This is a genomic window from Singulisphaera acidiphila DSM 18658 (genome assembly GCF_000242455.2).
Classification (GTDB): Bacteria; Planctomycetota; Planctomycetia; order Isosphaerales; family Isosphaeraceae; genus Singulisphaera; species Singulisphaera acidiphila.
The window spans coordinates 1,103,266-1,119,345 of the sequence record NC_019892.1 but is presented as its reverse complement, the minus strand read 5'-3'; the positions used below and the strand labels follow the sequence as shown (position 1 = coordinate 1,119,345).

At 62.4% G+C, this 16,080-nt stretch carries 9 protein-coding genes and 2 riboswitches; of the genes, 3 read left to right on the top strand and 6 right to left on the bottom strand.

The features are described from left to right. Positions 1-323 precede the first annotated feature (323 nt). From SINAC_RS04390 to metE, 3 genes are all read right to left on the bottom strand, one after another. Complete coding sequence (locus SINAC_RS04390) at positions 324-1,322, bottom strand: ribonucleotide-diphosphate reductase subunit beta (RefSeq protein WP_015244484.1); 999 nt, start codon at positions 1,320-1,322, stop codon at positions 324-326. A 43-nt stretch (positions 1,323-1,365) separates the two neighbouring features. Then, on the bottom strand, positions 1,366-3,771 hold the full coding sequence (locus tag SINAC_RS04385) for a ribonucleoside-diphosphate reductase subunit alpha (RefSeq protein ID WP_015244483.1): 2,406 nt from the start codon (positions 3,769-3,771) through the stop codon (positions 1,366-1,368). 139 nt (positions 3,772-3,910) lie between these two features. Beyond that, a complete protein-coding gene (gene metE, locus SINAC_RS04380) occupies positions 3,911-6,232 on the bottom strand; it encodes a 5-methyltetrahydropteroyltriglutamate--homocysteine S-methyltransferase (RefSeq protein WP_015244482.1) in 2,322 nt (773 codons plus the stop codon). 420 nt (positions 6,233-6,652) lie between these two features. Continuing rightward, a riboswitch (cobalamin riboswitch) is annotated at positions 6,653-6,861 on the bottom strand. A gap of 252 nt (positions 6,862-7,113) precedes the next feature. Next, positions 7,114-7,314: riboswitch (cobalamin riboswitch) on the top strand. Positions 7,315-7,675: 361 nt separating this feature from the next. On the opposite strand from metE, the gene SINAC_RS04370 reads away from it, so the two are divergent. The 3 genes from SINAC_RS04370 (at position 7,676) to SINAC_RS04360 (ending at position 10,443) form a co-directional block, all read left to right on the top strand. Next, positions 7,676-8,191: a hypothetical protein gene (locus SINAC_RS04370; RefSeq protein ID WP_015244481.1), complete on the top strand. Its 516-nt coding sequence runs from the start codon at positions 7,676-7,678 to the stop codon at positions 8,189-8,191. Positions 8,192-8,253: 62 nt separating this feature from the next. Next, positions 8,254-9,288, top strand: a complete 1,035-nt coding sequence (locus tag SINAC_RS04365) for a DUF1559 family PulG-like putative transporter (RefSeq protein ID WP_015244480.1) — start codon at positions 8,254-8,256, stop codon at positions 9,286-9,288. Between the two features lie 324 nt (positions 9,289-9,612). Continuing rightward, positions 9,613-10,443, top strand: a complete 831-nt coding sequence (locus SINAC_RS04360; protein ID WP_015244479.1) for a hypothetical protein — start codon at positions 9,613-9,615, stop codon at positions 10,441-10,443. A 471-nt stretch (positions 10,444-10,914) separates the two neighbouring features. Here the strand turns inward: SINAC_RS04360 and SINAC_RS04355 are convergent, their stop codons facing one another. The 3 genes from SINAC_RS04355 to SINAC_RS04345 form a co-directional block, all read right to left on the bottom strand. Continuing rightward, positions 10,915-11,922, bottom strand: a complete 1,008-nt coding sequence (locus SINAC_RS04355; protein WP_015244478.1) for a DUF1559 domain-containing protein — start codon at positions 11,920-11,922, stop codon at positions 10,915-10,917. Between the two features lie 130 nt (positions 11,923-12,052). Next, the gene (locus SINAC_RS04350; protein ID WP_015244477.1) at positions 12,053-12,514 is read right to left on the bottom strand and encodes a hypothetical protein; all 462 of its coding nucleotides are present in this window, start codon (positions 12,512-12,514) and stop codon (positions 12,053-12,055) included. Positions 12,515-12,990: 476 nt separating this feature from the next. Further along, positions 12,991-16,023, bottom strand: a complete 3,033-nt coding sequence (locus SINAC_RS04345) for a tetratricopeptide repeat protein (protein WP_015244476.1) — start codon at positions 16,021-16,023, stop codon at positions 12,991-12,993. Positions 16,024-16,080 lie beyond the last annotated feature (57 nt).

Below are 16,080 nucleotides of genomic sequence, written 5' to 3'. Positions count from 1 at the left end.
CGATTGCCCCTCGAGAAAACGGCTTCGGCTTCGCGGAAGAGCCTCACCCGAAACATCGGCCCCGGTTCGGCCCTGGTCGGTTAAAGCGAATGGCGTACGGATTAGAATGATATCCTAGCTACAGATTCATTTCGATTGGTCAAAGGCTGGAGCAGCCTCAAAGGAACGGCCGTTCCTGAGCAGACGCATAACATCTAAAAAACTTTCGAAATGCTTGGCACAGAGTGGCGACCATCACGACGAGCGCTCGGCTCTCGACGGTCACCACTCCGGCACGACAAAACGCGGACAGGACAATTCAATCAAGTACCAACATCGGTTCATTAAAATTCTTCGCTGAACACGACGTCGCCAGTAACACCAACCTGGTAGGCCGACACCCGCCTCTCGAAGAAATTGGCGAGTTCCTGCACGTCCTGCAACTCCATGAAAGCGAGCGGGTTCCGTGACCCGTAGATGGGGGCGATGCCGAGGGACTCGAGGCGGCGGTCGGCGACGTATTCGAGGTATTTCCGCAGGTCTTGCAGGCTCATACCCACCACACCGAAGGAGAGGACGTCGCGGGCAAAGGCGGTCTCGCACTCGACCGCCTCGCGCATCATCGCGACGACGTCGGCCTCCAGGGCCGCGTCGAACAGGTCGGGCTCTTCGCGACGAGCGATCGCGATCACGTTGAAGGCGAACGCGATGTGCGCACTCTCGTCGCGGAAGACCCAGTTCGTCCCTGTCGCCAGGCCGTGGAGCAGGCCCTTGGACCTGAGGAAATAGACGTAGGCGAAGGCCGCGAAGAAGAACAGGCCTTCAATGCACGCGGCGAAACAGATCAGATTCAGGAGGAACTGCCTCCGATGCGCGCGGGTCTCGAGACGGTCGAGCCCCTCGATCGAGTCGATCCAGCGGAAGCAGAAGTCGGCCTTGCCCTTGATCGACGGGATATTCTCGATCGCGGCGAAGGCCTGCTCGCGCTCGGCCATGTCGGGCAGATAGTTATCCAGCAGGGTCAGGTAGAAATGGACGTGCAGCGACTCCTCGTAGAGCTGGCGGGACAGGTACATCCGCGCCTCGGGCGAATTGATGTGCTGGTAGAGGTTCAGTACCAGGTTGTTGCCGACGATCGAGTCGCCCGTGGCGAAGAAGGCCACCAGGCGCTGGATCAGGTGTTTTTCAGCGGGAGTGATCCGTCGGTCGAGGTCGGCCAGGTCGGTCGAGAAGTCCACCTCCTCGACCGTCCAGGTGTTCTTGATCGCCGCCTTGTACATTTCAAAGAAGGCGGGGTAGCGCATCGGCCGTAGCGTCAAGTCCATGCCGGGATCAAGCAACATCAGTTCATTCCTCCTTGAAAGAAGCATAAAGGGGTGAGTGGCGTCACTGGCAGGACTCGCACGACTCGGGATTTTCCAACGAGCAGGCCACCTGACTGGGCATACCGGGCGAAAGTGAAACCGTCGTCTTGGCGATCCCAGTCGCCGGTCGCGATCGCAAATAATAGCTCGTCTTCAGGCCTCGCTTCCAGGCGTACATGTACATTGACGAGAGTTTGCCGATCGACGGGCTCTCGATGAAGAGGTTGAGCGACTGGCTCTGATCGATGAATGGCGCACGATCGGCCGCCATGTCGATTAGCGAACGCATCGGAACCTCCCAGACGGTGCGATAGACGCGCCGGAGTTCGGCCGGAATCTCCTCGATCCCTTGGATCGAGCCCTCGGCCAGCTTGATCCGGTTGCGGATCTCCTCAGTCCAGAGGCCGCGTGCCTTGAGTTCCTTGACGAGGTAGCGGTTGACCTGGAGGAACTCGCCCGAGAGCGTCTCGCGTTTAAACAGGTTGGAGATCTGCGGCTCGATGCACTCGTAAGCGCCGACGATCGAGGCAATGGTGGCGGTAGGAGCGATGGCCACGAGCAGCGAGTTCCGAAGCCCGTGGCGGCGGATCCGGTCGCGGAGGTCCGACCAGCGTGCATCGTGTCCCCCTTCCCACCCCCAGAGGTCAATTTGAAGGACGCCCTCGGCCGCCCTGGTCTCGGCGAAGGACGGGTGCGGGCCGAGTTTCTCGGCGAGGTCGCACGAGACGCTCAACGCGTGAAAGTAAATCTCCTCCTGGATCCGAGCGGACAGGCGTCTGGCCTCAGGGGCGTCAAACGGGAGATTGAGGTGGAACAGGACGTCCTGGAGGCCCATCAGCCCGATCCCGACGGGTCGCCAGCGGCGGTTCGAGGTGGCCGACTCGGGGGTCGGATAGAAGTTGATATCCACAACGGCATCCAGGAACGGCACAGCCGTCCGGACGGTTTCGGCGAGGGCCTCGAAGTCGAATCCATCGTCGTCGACATGCTGAACAAGGTTGATCGAACCCAGGTTGCAGACGGCCGTCTCGCCGGCCGAGGTGACTTCGACGATCTCGGTACAGAGGTTCGACGAGTGAACGACGTTGCCCGGGACGCGGGTCTGGTTCGACTTCCGGTTGCACGCGTCCTTGAAGTTCAACCAGCCGTTGCCGGTCTCCGCCAAGGTCTTCATCATTCGGGCGTAGAGGTCGCGGGCGGCCACCTGCTTCACGGCCAGGCCGTTCTCCTCAGCCTCGGCATAGGCCACGTCGAAAGCCTCACCAAAGAGGTCAGTCAGGTGCGGGACCGTCTTCGGATCGAAGAGCGACCAGTTCGCGCCGGCCTCAACCCGCTGCATGAAGAGGTCGGGGACCCAGTTGGCGAGGTTGAGGTTGTAGGTCCGGCGGGCCTCGTCGCCGGCGTTGTCCTTGAGCTCGAGAAACTCCTCGATGTCGGCGTGCCAGCTTTCGAGATAGACGCAGCAAGCTCCCTTGCGTCGGCCTCCTTGGTTGACCGCCGCGACCGACGAGTCCATCGTCTTGAGCCAGGGGACGACGCCGTTACCGTGTCCGTTGGTCCCCTGGATGTACGATCCGCGTGAGCGAATCCGGTGGTAGGCGAGACCGATCCCGCCCGCGTATTTCGAGAGTTTGGCGATGTCGGCGTAGCGGTCGTAGATCGACTCCAGGCTGTCCGCAGGCGAGTCGAGCAGGTAGCAGGAGGACATCTGCGGCCGGGGCGTTCCGGAGTTGAACAAGGTTGGCGAACTGGGCATGTAGCGATGCGACGCCATGAGCTCGAAAAGGTCGAGGGCGTCGACGACATTTCGGGAGAGGCCGCAGGCCACGCGGAGGAAGAAGTAGGCGGGGGTCTCGATCACGTCGCGGGTGGTCGGATGGCGCAGCAGGTAGCGGTCGTAGACCGTCCGGAGCCCGAAATACTCGAACTTGTCACGAGGGCTCGCGGCCGCGGCGGCATTGAGCTTCCGCGCATCGGCCGCAACCTGTTGGGCGGTCTCCGTGGCGATCAGACCGAGCCGATGGCCCGTCGAAACCGCCTGCGAAAAGGAGTGGATATCCTGATTCATCACCTCCTTGGCGATGTAGCAGTCGAGGAGCCGGGCAGCGAGCTGCGAATACTCGGGTTCCTCGGCGATCAGCGAGGCGGCGGTCTGGATCGAGAGTTGATCGAGCTCGCGAGTCGTCGCGCCGTCGAACAGGCCGCCGATCGTCTTCACCGCGATCCGCATGATGTCGACGCTGGGCAAGCCGCCCGAGGTGCGCCTCACGGCCCGCACGATCTTGTTAACGTCCACCGGCTCGAGCCGACCGTTCCGCTTGCGGACGTGCATCCCAGGATCCTCATCCGGATCGGAGGCCCCGTTGAGGGGGCTGCCGTTGCCGTGCGCGTGCCCGTTGACAGGGGTAGATTCAAGATCGACGGCCATGAACAGCTCCGAATTCCCTTGAGGATAGGTCGAGGCCGGGGCTCGCCGCCTCCCGATCGAGGATCGGGAGCGACCGGAAGCCCGCAGCCCACGTGGAGATGCCGGAGCCGTCCGGAGACGGCCCCGACCGGAATTGGCATCAGGTGATGACGGGGGCGGGTTCGGCCACCCCCTCCAGGCGTTGGCGAACCGCCTGAGCGGCGGCGACGAGAGCCACCAAGGCGGGCTTGACCTCTTCCCAGCGGCGGGTCTTCAGGCCGCAGTCCGGGTTGACCCAGAGTTGCTCGGGGGAGAGGACCGCCAAGGCTCCGTCCAAGAGCCGCTCGATCTGCTGAGGGGACGGCACCCGGGGAGAATGGATGTCGTAGACGCCCGGCCCAACCTCGTTGGGATAGCGGAAGTCGGCGAACGCGCCAAGCAACTCCATCTGCGACCGCGAGGTCTCGATCGAGATCACGTCGGCGTCGAGCGCGGCGATCGAGTCAATGATGTCGTTGAACTCGCAGTAGCACATATGCGTGTGAATCTGCGTCTCATCACGCACGCCGGCCGACGCGAGCCGGAAGGCGTCGACGGCCCAGCGCAAGTACTCGGCCCAATCGGCCCGACGGAGGGGGAGCCCCTCTCTCAAGGCAGGTTCGTCGATCTGGATCACACGGATCCCCGCCTGCTCCAGGTCGACAACCTCGTCGCGAATGGCCAGGGCAATCTGCCGGCAAGTCTCCCGGCGGGGCTGGTCGTCCCGGACGAACGACCATTGCAGGATCGTCACCGGGCCGGTCAGCATCCCCTTGACCGGACGCAAGGTCAGGGCCTGGGCGAAGCGTGCCCAGTCGACGGTCATCGGGCCGCGACGGGTCACATCGCCGAAGATGATCGGCGGCTTGACGCAGCGCGAGCCGTAGCTCTGCACCCAGCCGTTCGCGGTGAAGGCGAACCCTTCGAGGTTTTCCCCGAAGTATTCGACCATGTCGTTCCGCTCGAACTCGCCGTGGACGAGCACGTCGAGTCCAACCTCCTCCTGCCAGCGGATAGCCTCGACGACCCGAGCCTTGAGAAAGGCGTCGTACTCGTCCGCCCGCAATTTCCCGGAACGGAACAAGGCGCGTGCCTTGCGGACCTCGTCGGTCTGGGGGAAGGAGCCGATCGTGGTCGTCGGAAGGATCGGCAAGGGGGTACTTTCGCGCTGAGCCGCTTTCCGGACCGGATAGGGATGGGCGCGGGCAAGTTCCTCAGGAGTGACCGCCGCCAGGCGGCGACGAACCTCCAGCGACCGCGTCCGAGGCGAGTCGCGACGGCTACGGAGGGCGGCCTCGTTCTCGGCCAGGGCCGCCGCGATCGCTGTTCGCCCGCTGGCCACTCCCTGTGCGATCAGGGTGACTTCATCAAGCTTCTGTCGGGCGAACGCGAGCCAGTTCCGCAGTTCGGGATCGAGTCCTGTCTCCCCCTCCAGGTCGAATGGGACGTGGAGCAGCGAGCACGACGGCGCGATCATGAGCCGATCCGCCCCCAGCCGCTCGGCCGCCGCTTCCGCCAGGCTTAGCGCATGCGTGAGGTCCCCCTTCCAGATGTTTCGACCATCGACCAGGCCGAGCGAAAGCATCTGATCCGGTCGCACGAGCGCCAACGCCTCTTGCAACGAGTCGGGGCTGCGAACGAGGTCAAGGTGGACCGCCTTCACGGGCAGGCGAAGCACGGCCGGGAGCGTCTTGGCCAGGCCGCCGAAGTAGGTAGCAAGCAGGATGTCCATCGAGCCGGCCGCACCCGCCAGGCGCTCGAAGATCGGTCCCAACGCAAGGAGGGCCCGCTCCGCGACGTCGGTCACCAGGCACGGTTCATCGATCTGGACCCACGCGGCCCCGGCCGCGGCAAGCCGGCGCAAGATCTCCTCATAGACTGGGAGCAGGCGGGGCCAGAGGTCGATCGGGTCGAAGTTCTCGCCTTTCGCCTTGGCGAGCAGGAGGAGTGAGACGGGCCCGATCAGGACCGGCCGGGTGATGATGCCCAAGCCTTTCGCCTCGACAAACTCGTCCACCGGCTTCGTCGAACCGAGGGTGAATTCCTGCCCCGACCCAATCTCAGGGACGAGGTAGTGGTAGTTGGTGTCAAACCACTTGGTCATCTCGAGGGCCGGTGCGCCGGTGCGCTCCCCTTCGTGGGCGACCCCGCGCGCCATGGCGAAGTATCGCTCGAATCCCGCCGGCAAATGCGTGAATCGCTCGGGAAAGATCCCGGCCATCACCGCCGTGTCGAGGACCTGATCATAAAGGGAGAAATCATTGCTGGGGACATGAGCAATCCCCGCCACCTGCTGAAGCTTCCAATGGTCTGCGCGGAGCTGCCGCGCGACCACTTCAAGGTCGCCAGCGTCCGATCGGTTCGACCAGAACCGTTCGAGGGCCTTCTTCAACTCGCGCTGTCCGCCCATCCGGGGGAAACCGAGATTCGTCGCTGCCGTCATCGTTTCAAACTCCTGGACTCGGGTGTCAAACGAAGGAAGTCAGGTGACCAGAGATCAGCCGGCGCCTGGAAGCACGCGGGATCTCAAGGACGGGAACCTGCCTTCGGCGACGGCTCGCGATCCCAACAGGAGGAAAACGAAGAAAGCGCATACCCCGACGGACTTGATGTACGGCAAAGGAGAGAGCAGGGGACAAGTCATGACCGCAACGATGGCGACGGTCAGAATGGCCAGGCGAATCAGGAGGGAACGCAGGCGAGGGTAAGAAGTCCTCGCGCATTCACGATCGGATGGAGAATCCAAAGGGTACAATCCTTCCTGCCGGTCCGGGCAGATGGGGTGGTCGGACCGACAGCGCAGGAGGTATCCGCATGCGCAGACTGTACCTTGTCCTGCCTGCGTGCCTGGGTCCGAGGCACCAAGACGATCGCTCGACAGGCAGGTCTTCTGGCTTACGGTTCGTAGCGATTCTCGGGCAACCTTCCCCCGATCCGGCTCATCGCCGCGTCGAAGTGGCATCACACCCGAGTCTCTGACCGATTACAGCAGCGGCCCTGCGCCGGATTCACACCGGCTTCCCTTTTCATCCACCCGCTCTCGCGGCTGGAACCTGTCGAGATGACGAATCATAGTGCCTATCGGGTGGATGGTCCAGTCGCCTCCAGGAATTCCCCGGGCCGGCCGACTTTGTGCGGGGATCGTGACCCAATCGGATTTGGCACCTTCCTGCACATGATCTTAATTCGGTGACGGGCCGGCTGGGTGCAGGAGTCAGACCGCTCAAATCATTCTATTCGGATTTCAATATACCCCCTGCATATTCCCAAGGGAACGGGTCCCATGACCGACCCCCGGCTTGACCAGGCGCGGCCTCGCCGTTCTAATAAGAGTCCTCGATAGGTGCCGCCGCCCCAACCTTGGGTGCGGGGAGAATAGGGAAGACGGTGCGAATCCGTCGCGGGGCCGCCGCTGTAATCGGCCAGGCCCTCGGACAAACTGAGCCACTGCCACAACGGCGGGAAGGCGGTCCGGGGCCACGAAGAGCCGTAAGCCAGAAGACCTGCCCGTCGAGATTCTGTTCTGGTGCTTCGGCCACAAGCATCCGGGCGGGCCGCTCGCAGACCGTCTGCAAAGCGCCTTGCACCGGTGGGCCGAAGTGAATCCTCACGCCCGGCCCGGCGGAAAGGTCTGCGTCCATGTCGCCCCATTGCCTTGACAGACCTCCGAGGCTTCACGCCTCTCGGACGCTTCGGCGTCGACGCGATCATCGCCCGACCGCTCAATGAGCGGATACCGAGCAAGTTCGAGCGGTCCTCACAGACAGCACGACCCGCTTCGCGTCGCCATCCCCCCCCAATAGCGCATGACCATTTCGACGCGGATGCGTCCGAAGTGAGCCGACTGGCGCAAACGTCCCCCCTTTATTATTGAGCTGTGTGGTCGATGAACCCTCTGAATACTTCCAATCGCTTCGATCACGCCTCACCGGCGAAGGTGCCGGCTCGAGCGTTCCCGATCGCGGCCCTGATTCTCCTGAACCTCTTGGGCTGCGGAGAAAGCGGCCCCACCCCGGACGGCCGATTCCTGATTCGCGGGACCGTCAACGAGGGCGGTCAACCGCTCAGCCAAGGCTCGATCGTGTTTCATCCCGAATCCCAGTCGGGAATTCAAGGGGTCGGCACAGTCATCAAGGATGGCCGATACGAACTCCCCGCAGCCCAAGGTTTGGCCCCAGGACGGTATGCGGTCGAAATCCAACCTGGAACATCGGCCCCTGCAACGGCCGACGCCACGGTCACCATCGACGAGATCACCGGCGCGGAAGTTCTCAACCAACCCGTCAAAATCTCTCGATCCAATCCCCTGGTCACGAAGGCCAAATCATCCAAGCGAACGCCACGGAGCATCGAGGTCACGAAAGCGGGGCCGAACCAGTTCGACTTCGATCTGACCAAGTGACACCGGTCAATTGCTCACTCCCGGCCCAATCATACCGTTGCATTTTTTAAGGGTGATGTTCCATGTCCCGTCAACGCCGTGCTTTCACTTTGATCGAACTCCTGGTCGTCATCGCGATCATCGCAGTGCTGATTGCCTTGCTGCTTCCGGCGGTGCAAGCAGCCCGTGAGGCAGCCCGACGCGCCCAGTGCACCAACAACCTGAAACAGGTCGCTTTGGGCATGCATAACTACGAGAGTGCTCACGGCCGGCTGCCACCCGGGCGGAAGGGCACGAGTTGGGGCACCTGGGTGATTTTCACCCTTCCCTACCTGGAACAACAAGGCATTTTCAACGCCTTTAACTTCGTGGGGAACAACACTGAAGGGCGAGGCCCGTACGACACGAACTTCCGATTTTTCGGGGCGGCCAACGTCACGGTGGCGGCCAGCCGGATCGGCTCACTCCTTTGTCCGAGCGACGTGGTGACGAGTCCGAACGAGCGATCGTTCATCTTGGGTGCGAACACGTTCTACGCCACACAGCACAACTACGTCGCGAACTTCGGTTCGTCGGTTCTCTTGCAGCCGGCGATCTACCCAATCGGGGCCAATGCCACCGACCCGGGAGCCATCGCCTACGCCGGAGCCCCGTTCTCCGACATGGGAAGCCCGTTCGTCGACATCGCCTCGGTCAACTTCCCGCCCCCCTCGGGAGGGCTGGCCGATTACGCATTCAGTTCATTTCTGGATGGAATTTCCAACACCATGCTTGTTTCGGAAACCGTCATCGGATTCAACAAGGATTCGCGCGGATTCTCCTGGTGGGGTGATGGAGCCACGTTCGAAACCTATCTGGCCCCCAATAGTCCGGCTCCCGACCGAGTCAACGGCGGTTGCAGCTATCCTTACCAAAACAACCCGCCCTGTATCCGCCTGAGCACGGACCAGATCCTGGAAACCACCTTCGCCGCCCGTAGCCGACACTCCTCCGGCGGCGTTAACGCGGCGATTGCCGACGGCTCGGTCCGGTTCGTCAAGAACTCGGTCCACCTGTCCACCTGGCGTGCCCTGAGCACAACGAAAGGCGGGGAAATCATCAGCGCTGATGCATTCTGAAACCGTCACGTGGAGAGTCCACGAAGCAAAGGCCGAGAGCCACGTCGGGGAGCCGGACTCTTGCAGGTAGGGGGGGCCCCATGCTATACGCTGTCATAAAAATCGGCGTGAAAGAAATGCCGGGGACTCACCCCAGCTCTCCCGAACGCCTACAATATGTCTCAGCAACCCTCGCTGCGTTCGTGCCTGGCGAGCCAAGGCAAGCCCGCAGCATCGCTCGACGCGAGCGATGGATTGGCTTACTGAGCAGGCCAGGCCCTCGAAGCACGGTTTGAATGTCACTTTCGGGACGACGAAATCGCCCTCGGTTCGAGAAGGATCACGATGTCGACCACAACGACGAAACTCCCACCGACACCCCCTTCCGAAGTCGTCCTCATCAGCCACTCGCCGATCTTCTTCTGGTGGCCGGTGTGGTTGGTCGGGTTCCTGCTGGCTGCCGTGACCTATCTCGACAACCAGTTGATGGCCATTGTTCCCGTCGGCACCGTGGCCGTGAACCAAAGGACGGTCGAGGGGTACGACGGGCCTCGCGACATCCTGGTGGTCCCACCAGGCAAGAAACTCCCCACGGACAAGGTGACGGGAGCCCTCGCCCAACCTCGCCTGCGGATGGCCGCGAGCAACAGCCTGGGAATGATCTTCGCAGTCGTCCTCTGCCTCGTGATTATCATCACCAACGTTCACATGAGAGGACTTTGGTCGGTGATCGTCCTCTTGGGGATCGCCCTGGTTACCGTCCTGTTCGCCGTTTTCGGCTGGTGGGACCCAATTCTACGGGTCTGGGACCTGATTGACGTCCACATCAATGCGCTCGGTTACCTCTCCCTCTCGCTCTTCCTCTTCACCATCTGGTTATTGACTTATCTGATCTATGACCGCCGAAACCAGATGATCTTCGGCCGGGGTCAACTTCGGGTACAAACGGCGATCGGCTCGGGAGAGCGAGTCTTCGACACGTTCGGGATGGCGGTCGAGAAGCACAGGGACGACGTCTTCCGCCACTGGCTGCTCGGGTTCGGCTCCGGCGACCTGACCGTCAAGGCCGCCGGAACGAACGCCCAGCATTTCGAGATTCCCAACGTCCTGAACGTCAACCGCAAGCTCGCGCTGATCCAGCGGTTGCTCCAGGAGCGGCAGGTGGTTGGGGGCTAAGGCGGATCGCAACCTTCGTCGCGGCATCGCATTTCGCCCAAGTCCGTACGTCGGATCGAGGCGAACATGCGATGCCGCTTGCCCGAGCGTTGTCCTGGACGGCCCTGGTGAGCCCTCGTCGAGGTTGCTGCTAATCACTGGCAGCCAGAACGACCTGGGCACAAGAATAACGGCTCACTCTCTGGCGATGCTGTGGCGTGCGAGAAGGTGTCTCGCAAGGTCATGACGCCCCACGTGGCCGTTCTCATCGGTGGGTTAATGTGACACCGAGGGCCCCCAGGCTCACTGGAAATCGGCCCAGGCCGCACACCCTGCTTTCTCAACACAACGACCCCCGCTGCGGTGGGGCAGACCGTTGGTCCGCCCCACCGCAGCGGGGGTCGTTGCATGGCCGCAAAGGCCATCTTGTCTTGCGGTCAGGAGGAGGTCTGGGTCACAAACCCAGAGCCTCCCGACGTTCAATCGTTTGGATTAATACTGATCCGAGCTGATGATTTCACCACCAGCGCGGGTCACGAGGTTCGCGAAGATGCGAATGCTCACGGTCTCTTTGATGAACTTGACCGAGCCGTCGCCAAACACGAAGTTAGCTCCACCAGGGTGGAATCCGTAGGCCTCGCCTGACCCTTCCGAGCCGTAGTAGGAGTAAGGGAAGGTCTGCGAGCCAATGTCTTCGCCATTGGTGCAGTTCAGCGGGCAAGGACCCGGGATCACCGAACCGTCCTGGCTCGAGCCGTCGACGCTGAAGTCACTCGCCGGGCGGCACCAGCCGCCTGCGTTCGAGCGGTTGGTCAGGAGGTTGCTGCCAACTTGCTTGCCCCCCTTGCGATAGACGTAGGGACGACTGGCGGACTCGGCGATGGCAATCGTGTTCGACAGGCCGTCGGTGGCGTCCGCGAGCCGGGACTTGATGTTCTTGGGGAGCAGGCCGGTCCAGGGGCCAACCGTGAGGGTATCGCCGGCTGCACCGACCAGTCCGAGACCGGGCGTCCCGAGTCGGCGATCGATGCCGATCGTCGGCGAGTAGTGGGTCACCGCCGCGACGTTCGCGGCCCAGACGCTGGGCGGTTGCGGATCGCCGTCGAGCACGTCGCTCTGTTGCGCGGAGGGGCAGAGGAAGACGTTGATCTTGCTCCGGACGCTCGTCGTGTTTTCGACTCCGCTCCAGTTCAGCGTCTGGTTATAAGCATTATAGACGTTGTTCTGCTCGAAATAAGGCAGCATGAGCGTCAGCCCGGCGATCCGCGGAAGGGTGGTCACCCCGGCCGGCCGATCGCTCGACGGAAGGTTCAAGTTCACGTCGTGGAAGTTATGCAAGGCAATGCCGAGTTGCTTCATGTTGTTGACACACTGAGAGCGGCGGGCCGCCTCTCGCGCCGCCTGCACGGCCGGCAACAGCAAGGCGATCAGGACGGCGATGATCGCAATCACCACCAAAAGCTCGATCAGTGTGAAACCACGGCGTAAACCCGTCTTCATAAGAACCTCTTGATTTTTTGGGGACCGAAGCCGCCAGTCAACGACGAAAAAGTGCAGTTATTTTGAAACATCTAGCAAAGCACCCGACGCCCTCTGATCGAAGACTCCGGCAACCTTGCGACCGTCGCGTTTATTTGGTGATGGTGAGCGGCTCGAGTTCGTTCGGGGCTTCCGCCACCTTGACCTTCCAGAGCGAGTTTTCGCGGTTCGCGTAGCTCTTGGGGATCAGGTCCGGGCCCGCCTTGTAATCCTTGCCGCTCTTGATGATCTTGTTCCACTGGATCGTGGCGGTGTACTCGCCCGAGGGTGCGCCGTCATCGGCGTCGTAGGTCGTCAAGCTGAAGGACCCGTCCGGCTTGACCTTGGCCGAGGGACGAAGTTCCGTCTCCCCTCCCGCCTTCGCCGGGTAGAAGACGATGAGCGCCCCTTCCGGGACTTCCCCCGCAACGCTCACCTTTCCCTTAACCGGGAACACCGGGACATGCCCATCGTCCTGAGAACATCCGGTCACCAGCATCGCCAGCCCTACACCACAGAACGGGACCAAGGGCTTCACGATTCGCCAGGGGGAAAACTTCAGGTCTCGGCGCACGGGTTCCACTCCACTTCGTTCCACTCGATCGACCTTCGACAACCTCGCCGGAAGAGCCCACCACTCCCGGAAACCATCGCGGACTCACGACGACAACGTGATCCGCACCAATCAACAAGGACGACGCTGTCCCATCCCAAAGGCCAAGACGCAATTCCTTGGCTGATGTGCGATTTTTATGATCCTGATCGTTTTAGTCAAGTACAAATTCGACTAAACGAGTCGACATTATGAATTTTTCCTGCCAGCGGCCGCACTTTTAACGCTTACCTCCGATTAACCCTGAAAAATGGCCCAATTGTCGCTTAATTAATTCCATGCTGCGGCGCGCAGCCACGGCCTCGGCGCGAATCCTCTTCGTTAGCGAGAGGAATCCACGCGAAGGGCCGGGGGATTCGGAGTACAGAACGCAATGCCGAGTATTCCGATCCGCCAGGTGACGGGCGGGATTCGGCTCTTGATGGGAGCGACGCGGATCAGCGGGCGCGCTGACGCAATTGGCCGTCGGCGATCAGCCGCCACCAGAAGAAGCTCTCCCCTTTCTCGGCCGCCTGCTTCCAGTAGGGCTTGGCCTTTTCGTGCTGCTCGGCCCCCGCGAGGTAGGAGGCGACGACCAGGGCCGGGCCGACCCGGCTCACCACCTCGGTTTCCTCAATCAACGCATCGACGCTCTTCTGGTCGAGGGTATTGGGATCCCCCTTGGCAATCGCCTCGCGAAGCTTGGCCAGGATCGCCGAGAACTTGGGCGAGGTCGTTTTGTACTTGGCGAGGAACTGCTCCGCAGTGGCGTCGAGCAACTTCGCGTCGCCCGCCTGTCCGGCCGCTGCGAGCAAGGTCACCCACGCGGCTTGATCGCCGGACGGATTTTCCGCCTCCGCCTTGATCAAGCGTTGAAGGGAGTCGAACGTCTTGCCAGGCTCGCCTTTGGCGATCAATAGGGCGGCACGCGGGACCACGATTTGATCGCCGGCTTGATCGCCCATGCGTTGCAAAAGCGCAAGCGTGAAGTCAGACGCCTCCGCCGGGTGGCCCTCGCCGGTCCTCACACAGAACTCGATCCAGTCGTAGCCCGAATTGCCCGGGTAACGCATGGCGCGGGCCTGCGCCCATTTCTCGGCGGCAGGCCAATCCATCTGACCCTCCGCGCATCTCTGGGCGGTTCGCATCGCCCACTCGGCCCACGACTCGGCTGCGGCATCCGCATACGGTCGCGCGGCCTCGTAAAGCCCCGTGGCCATCAAACTCTCGGCAATCTCGACGCGGACCTTGGCATGGTCGAGGCCATGATCCTCGACTTTCGCGAGGTATTCATCGAGGATCTCCTTCCAGCGTGCCAGGTTTCCCCGCGCCTTCTCTCGATCCGCCAGCAATCGGTAAGCCCAGGGATCGGGCGAGAGCTCGATATAACGCTTCAGTAGCACTTCGGCCTCGTCCATGCGGCCCAGCTTGTCGTAGCGGCGAGCCAACGGACCGATCAGGCTGGGGTGGTCGCCAACCTGCTTCCGCCAATCATCCACTTTCTTCTCGGCCTCATCCCACGCATAGTCAACCAGCATCCCCATGGCGTAGGGCGCGTTCGGACTGACCGAGAGCAGTTTGTGCGCATAGTCCGCAGCCCGTCGCTCCCGATAATAGAGAAGCGCCAGCGAGAGGTCATGGGTGTTCCAATCGCTGAGGAACGGCGTGATCCCGTAGAACTTCGGTTTTAAATCCGGGGGCATCTTCTTAACAAACAGCTGCTCAATTGCCGACGCGTTCAGACCAAGATTCGTCGTATCCAGCTTCTCGGCAAACGCGAGAATTTCCGCATGGTCCGGAGTCCGCCGGGCGAGCGCCTCGAGGAACGGGCAGAAGCGGTGTTCCGCCACGAGCGGACGAGCGTCCTCCCAGTACTCATCGGTTGGCACGTTCCAGTGATTCGCCATGAAGTCGAGGCGGCGGTAGGTGCAGACGAACCGGGTCTCGCGAATGATCCGCGCCAGGGCTCCCCAGGAAGGTTCCGCTGGATCACGGGCGGGGTCCGCAGCGGCGTCCAACGCCCGCGTCAGCGCCACCTCGTCTTGATCGCCTTGGATCGTCTTGCGGACGACTTCGGGCACTCCGGGCAGTTCGGCGATTCGCTGCGGAATGACCTCGGTGAGAATCTGGGGAGCCATGATGGTGGCGCGATGGAGGTTGGCGACCCCACCCACGTTGCACAAGGCATCATGAGCGCGGAAGCATTCGGGATTGGCGACGATCGCTTCGCGGGCCGCACGGAGGGCCACGTCGGTCCTTGACGGGTGCTCGACCGCCATGACAGAAAGCAGGGCCCCGAGCTCGGCGACGGAGCCGTTGCGGAGCTTGGCGAGCTTCTCCACGGCGAAATGGCAGTGGGCATCGAGGAGTTCGACCCAGGGCGGGGGAGCGGGTCGAGTCGATTCGGCCATTCCCTTGGCAAAACGGCTTGCCGCATCAAGATCATTGAGCGCCAGAATAGGGATTCCGGCCATGGTCGCGGCATAGGCGCGGTTCCAACGGGCCACAGGAGCGCCTGGCCTGGCCGCCACGTCACGCTGGGCGTAGAGCAAGGCACGGGCCTTGTAGGCTTGTCCCGCGCCGTCCCACTGGAAGTCCGTCAGCACGCCGAGGTTGGCGTACCCGCGTGCCAGACCGTGGAGCCGCCAGGGCGAAGAGCCGTCGGTCCGAATCATCTCGTGGAGCTGTCGAATCGCCGCGAATTGCGAGATGAACGACATCTTTAAGAGTTGATCGTCCAACTCGGCGGAGAGCCGGCCGTCCCCCTTCTTGGGAACCGCCTTGCCTTTGACCCCAAGCTTGGTAAGAACCTCCGGCAGCCCGTCACGCGCGGCGGCTTCGGCATTCTTGGTGAGGGTCAGATAGTCGTTGAGCCTCTCGCTATCGCGAAGCGTTCGCTCGAAGAGGACGTCGCGTTTCTCTCCCTGGCCACGGCTGAGACGGATCGCCGTTTTCTCACGCGCACAGAGGGCCGCGACCTCAACAACAGTCGACGGCTGCCCTTGGGGCGAAGGGTCGCCGATCGAGGCGTCACGCACCGTCACATTCAACTCTTCTCGCGCGGCGAGCAACACGGCCTGCCTGACAATCTCACGGGCGAGCCGGCTGTGGTTTCCATAATGGCCCGGACGGAACTGGATCATCTTCCCGGGTTCGGTCAGAAAGAGGATTGTCTCGCCCCCCGGCTGGTTGGCAAACACCTGGAGCTCAGAGCGCTCCGAGGGGTCTTCCACAGCGAGAGCGGCCGCAGCCTGATCCTTCGCCTGATTCGCGGCTCCACTGGCCTGTTGTGGACCGAGCGCGAACAACCAGTCCGCCTCGCGAAGCGATTGCGCGATGGAATAACCGGCGGCCGTCAAAACGACCAGTGTCAGGGCGACCGCCCCGATCTTGAACCCACGACGAGAACTCAGCGCTTTCGGCCTCGGCCCTGAGTTCAATGCCGCCTCCAGGGAATCGGTATTGTTCCGCTGATCGCTCGGACTCGACATGCCCAGCACTCCCGGAACGGCCCGCCCCGTTGGGGGGATCGCATAGGACGCGACCGC

What these genes read in the sequence shown, in the direction of transcription:
- SINAC_RS04390 (WP_015244484.1), bottom strand. Translation starts at nt 1,322, where the DNA reads ATGTTGCTTGATCCCGGCATGGACTTGACGCTACGGCCGATGCGCTAC.
- SINAC_RS04345 (WP_015244476.1), bottom strand. Translation starts at nt 16,023, where the DNA reads ATGTCGAGTCCGAGCGATCAGCGGAACAATACCGATTCCCTGGAGGCG.
- SINAC_RS04385 (WP_015244483.1), bottom strand. Translation starts at nt 3,771, where the DNA reads ATGGCCGTCGATCTTGAATCTACCCCTGTCAACGGGCACGCGCACGGC.
- SINAC_RS04360 (WP_015244479.1), top strand. Translation starts at nt 9,613, where the DNA reads ATGTCGACCACAACGACGAAACTCCCACCGACACCCCCTTCCGAAGTC.
- SINAC_RS04355 (WP_015244478.1), bottom strand. Translation starts at nt 11,922, where the DNA reads ATGAAGACGGGTTTACGCCGTGGTTTCACACTGATCGAGCTTTTGGTG.
- SINAC_RS04370 (WP_015244481.1), top strand. Translation starts at nt 7,676, where the DNA reads ATGAACCCTCTGAATACTTCCAATCGCTTCGATCACGCCTCACCGGCG.
- SINAC_RS04365 (WP_015244480.1), top strand. Translation starts at nt 8,254, where the DNA reads ATGTCCCGTCAACGCCGTGCTTTCACTTTGATCGAACTCCTGGTCGTC.
- metE (WP_015244482.1), bottom strand. Translation starts at nt 6,232, where the DNA reads ATGACGGCAGCGACGAATCTCGGTTTCCCCCGGATGGGCGGACAGCGC.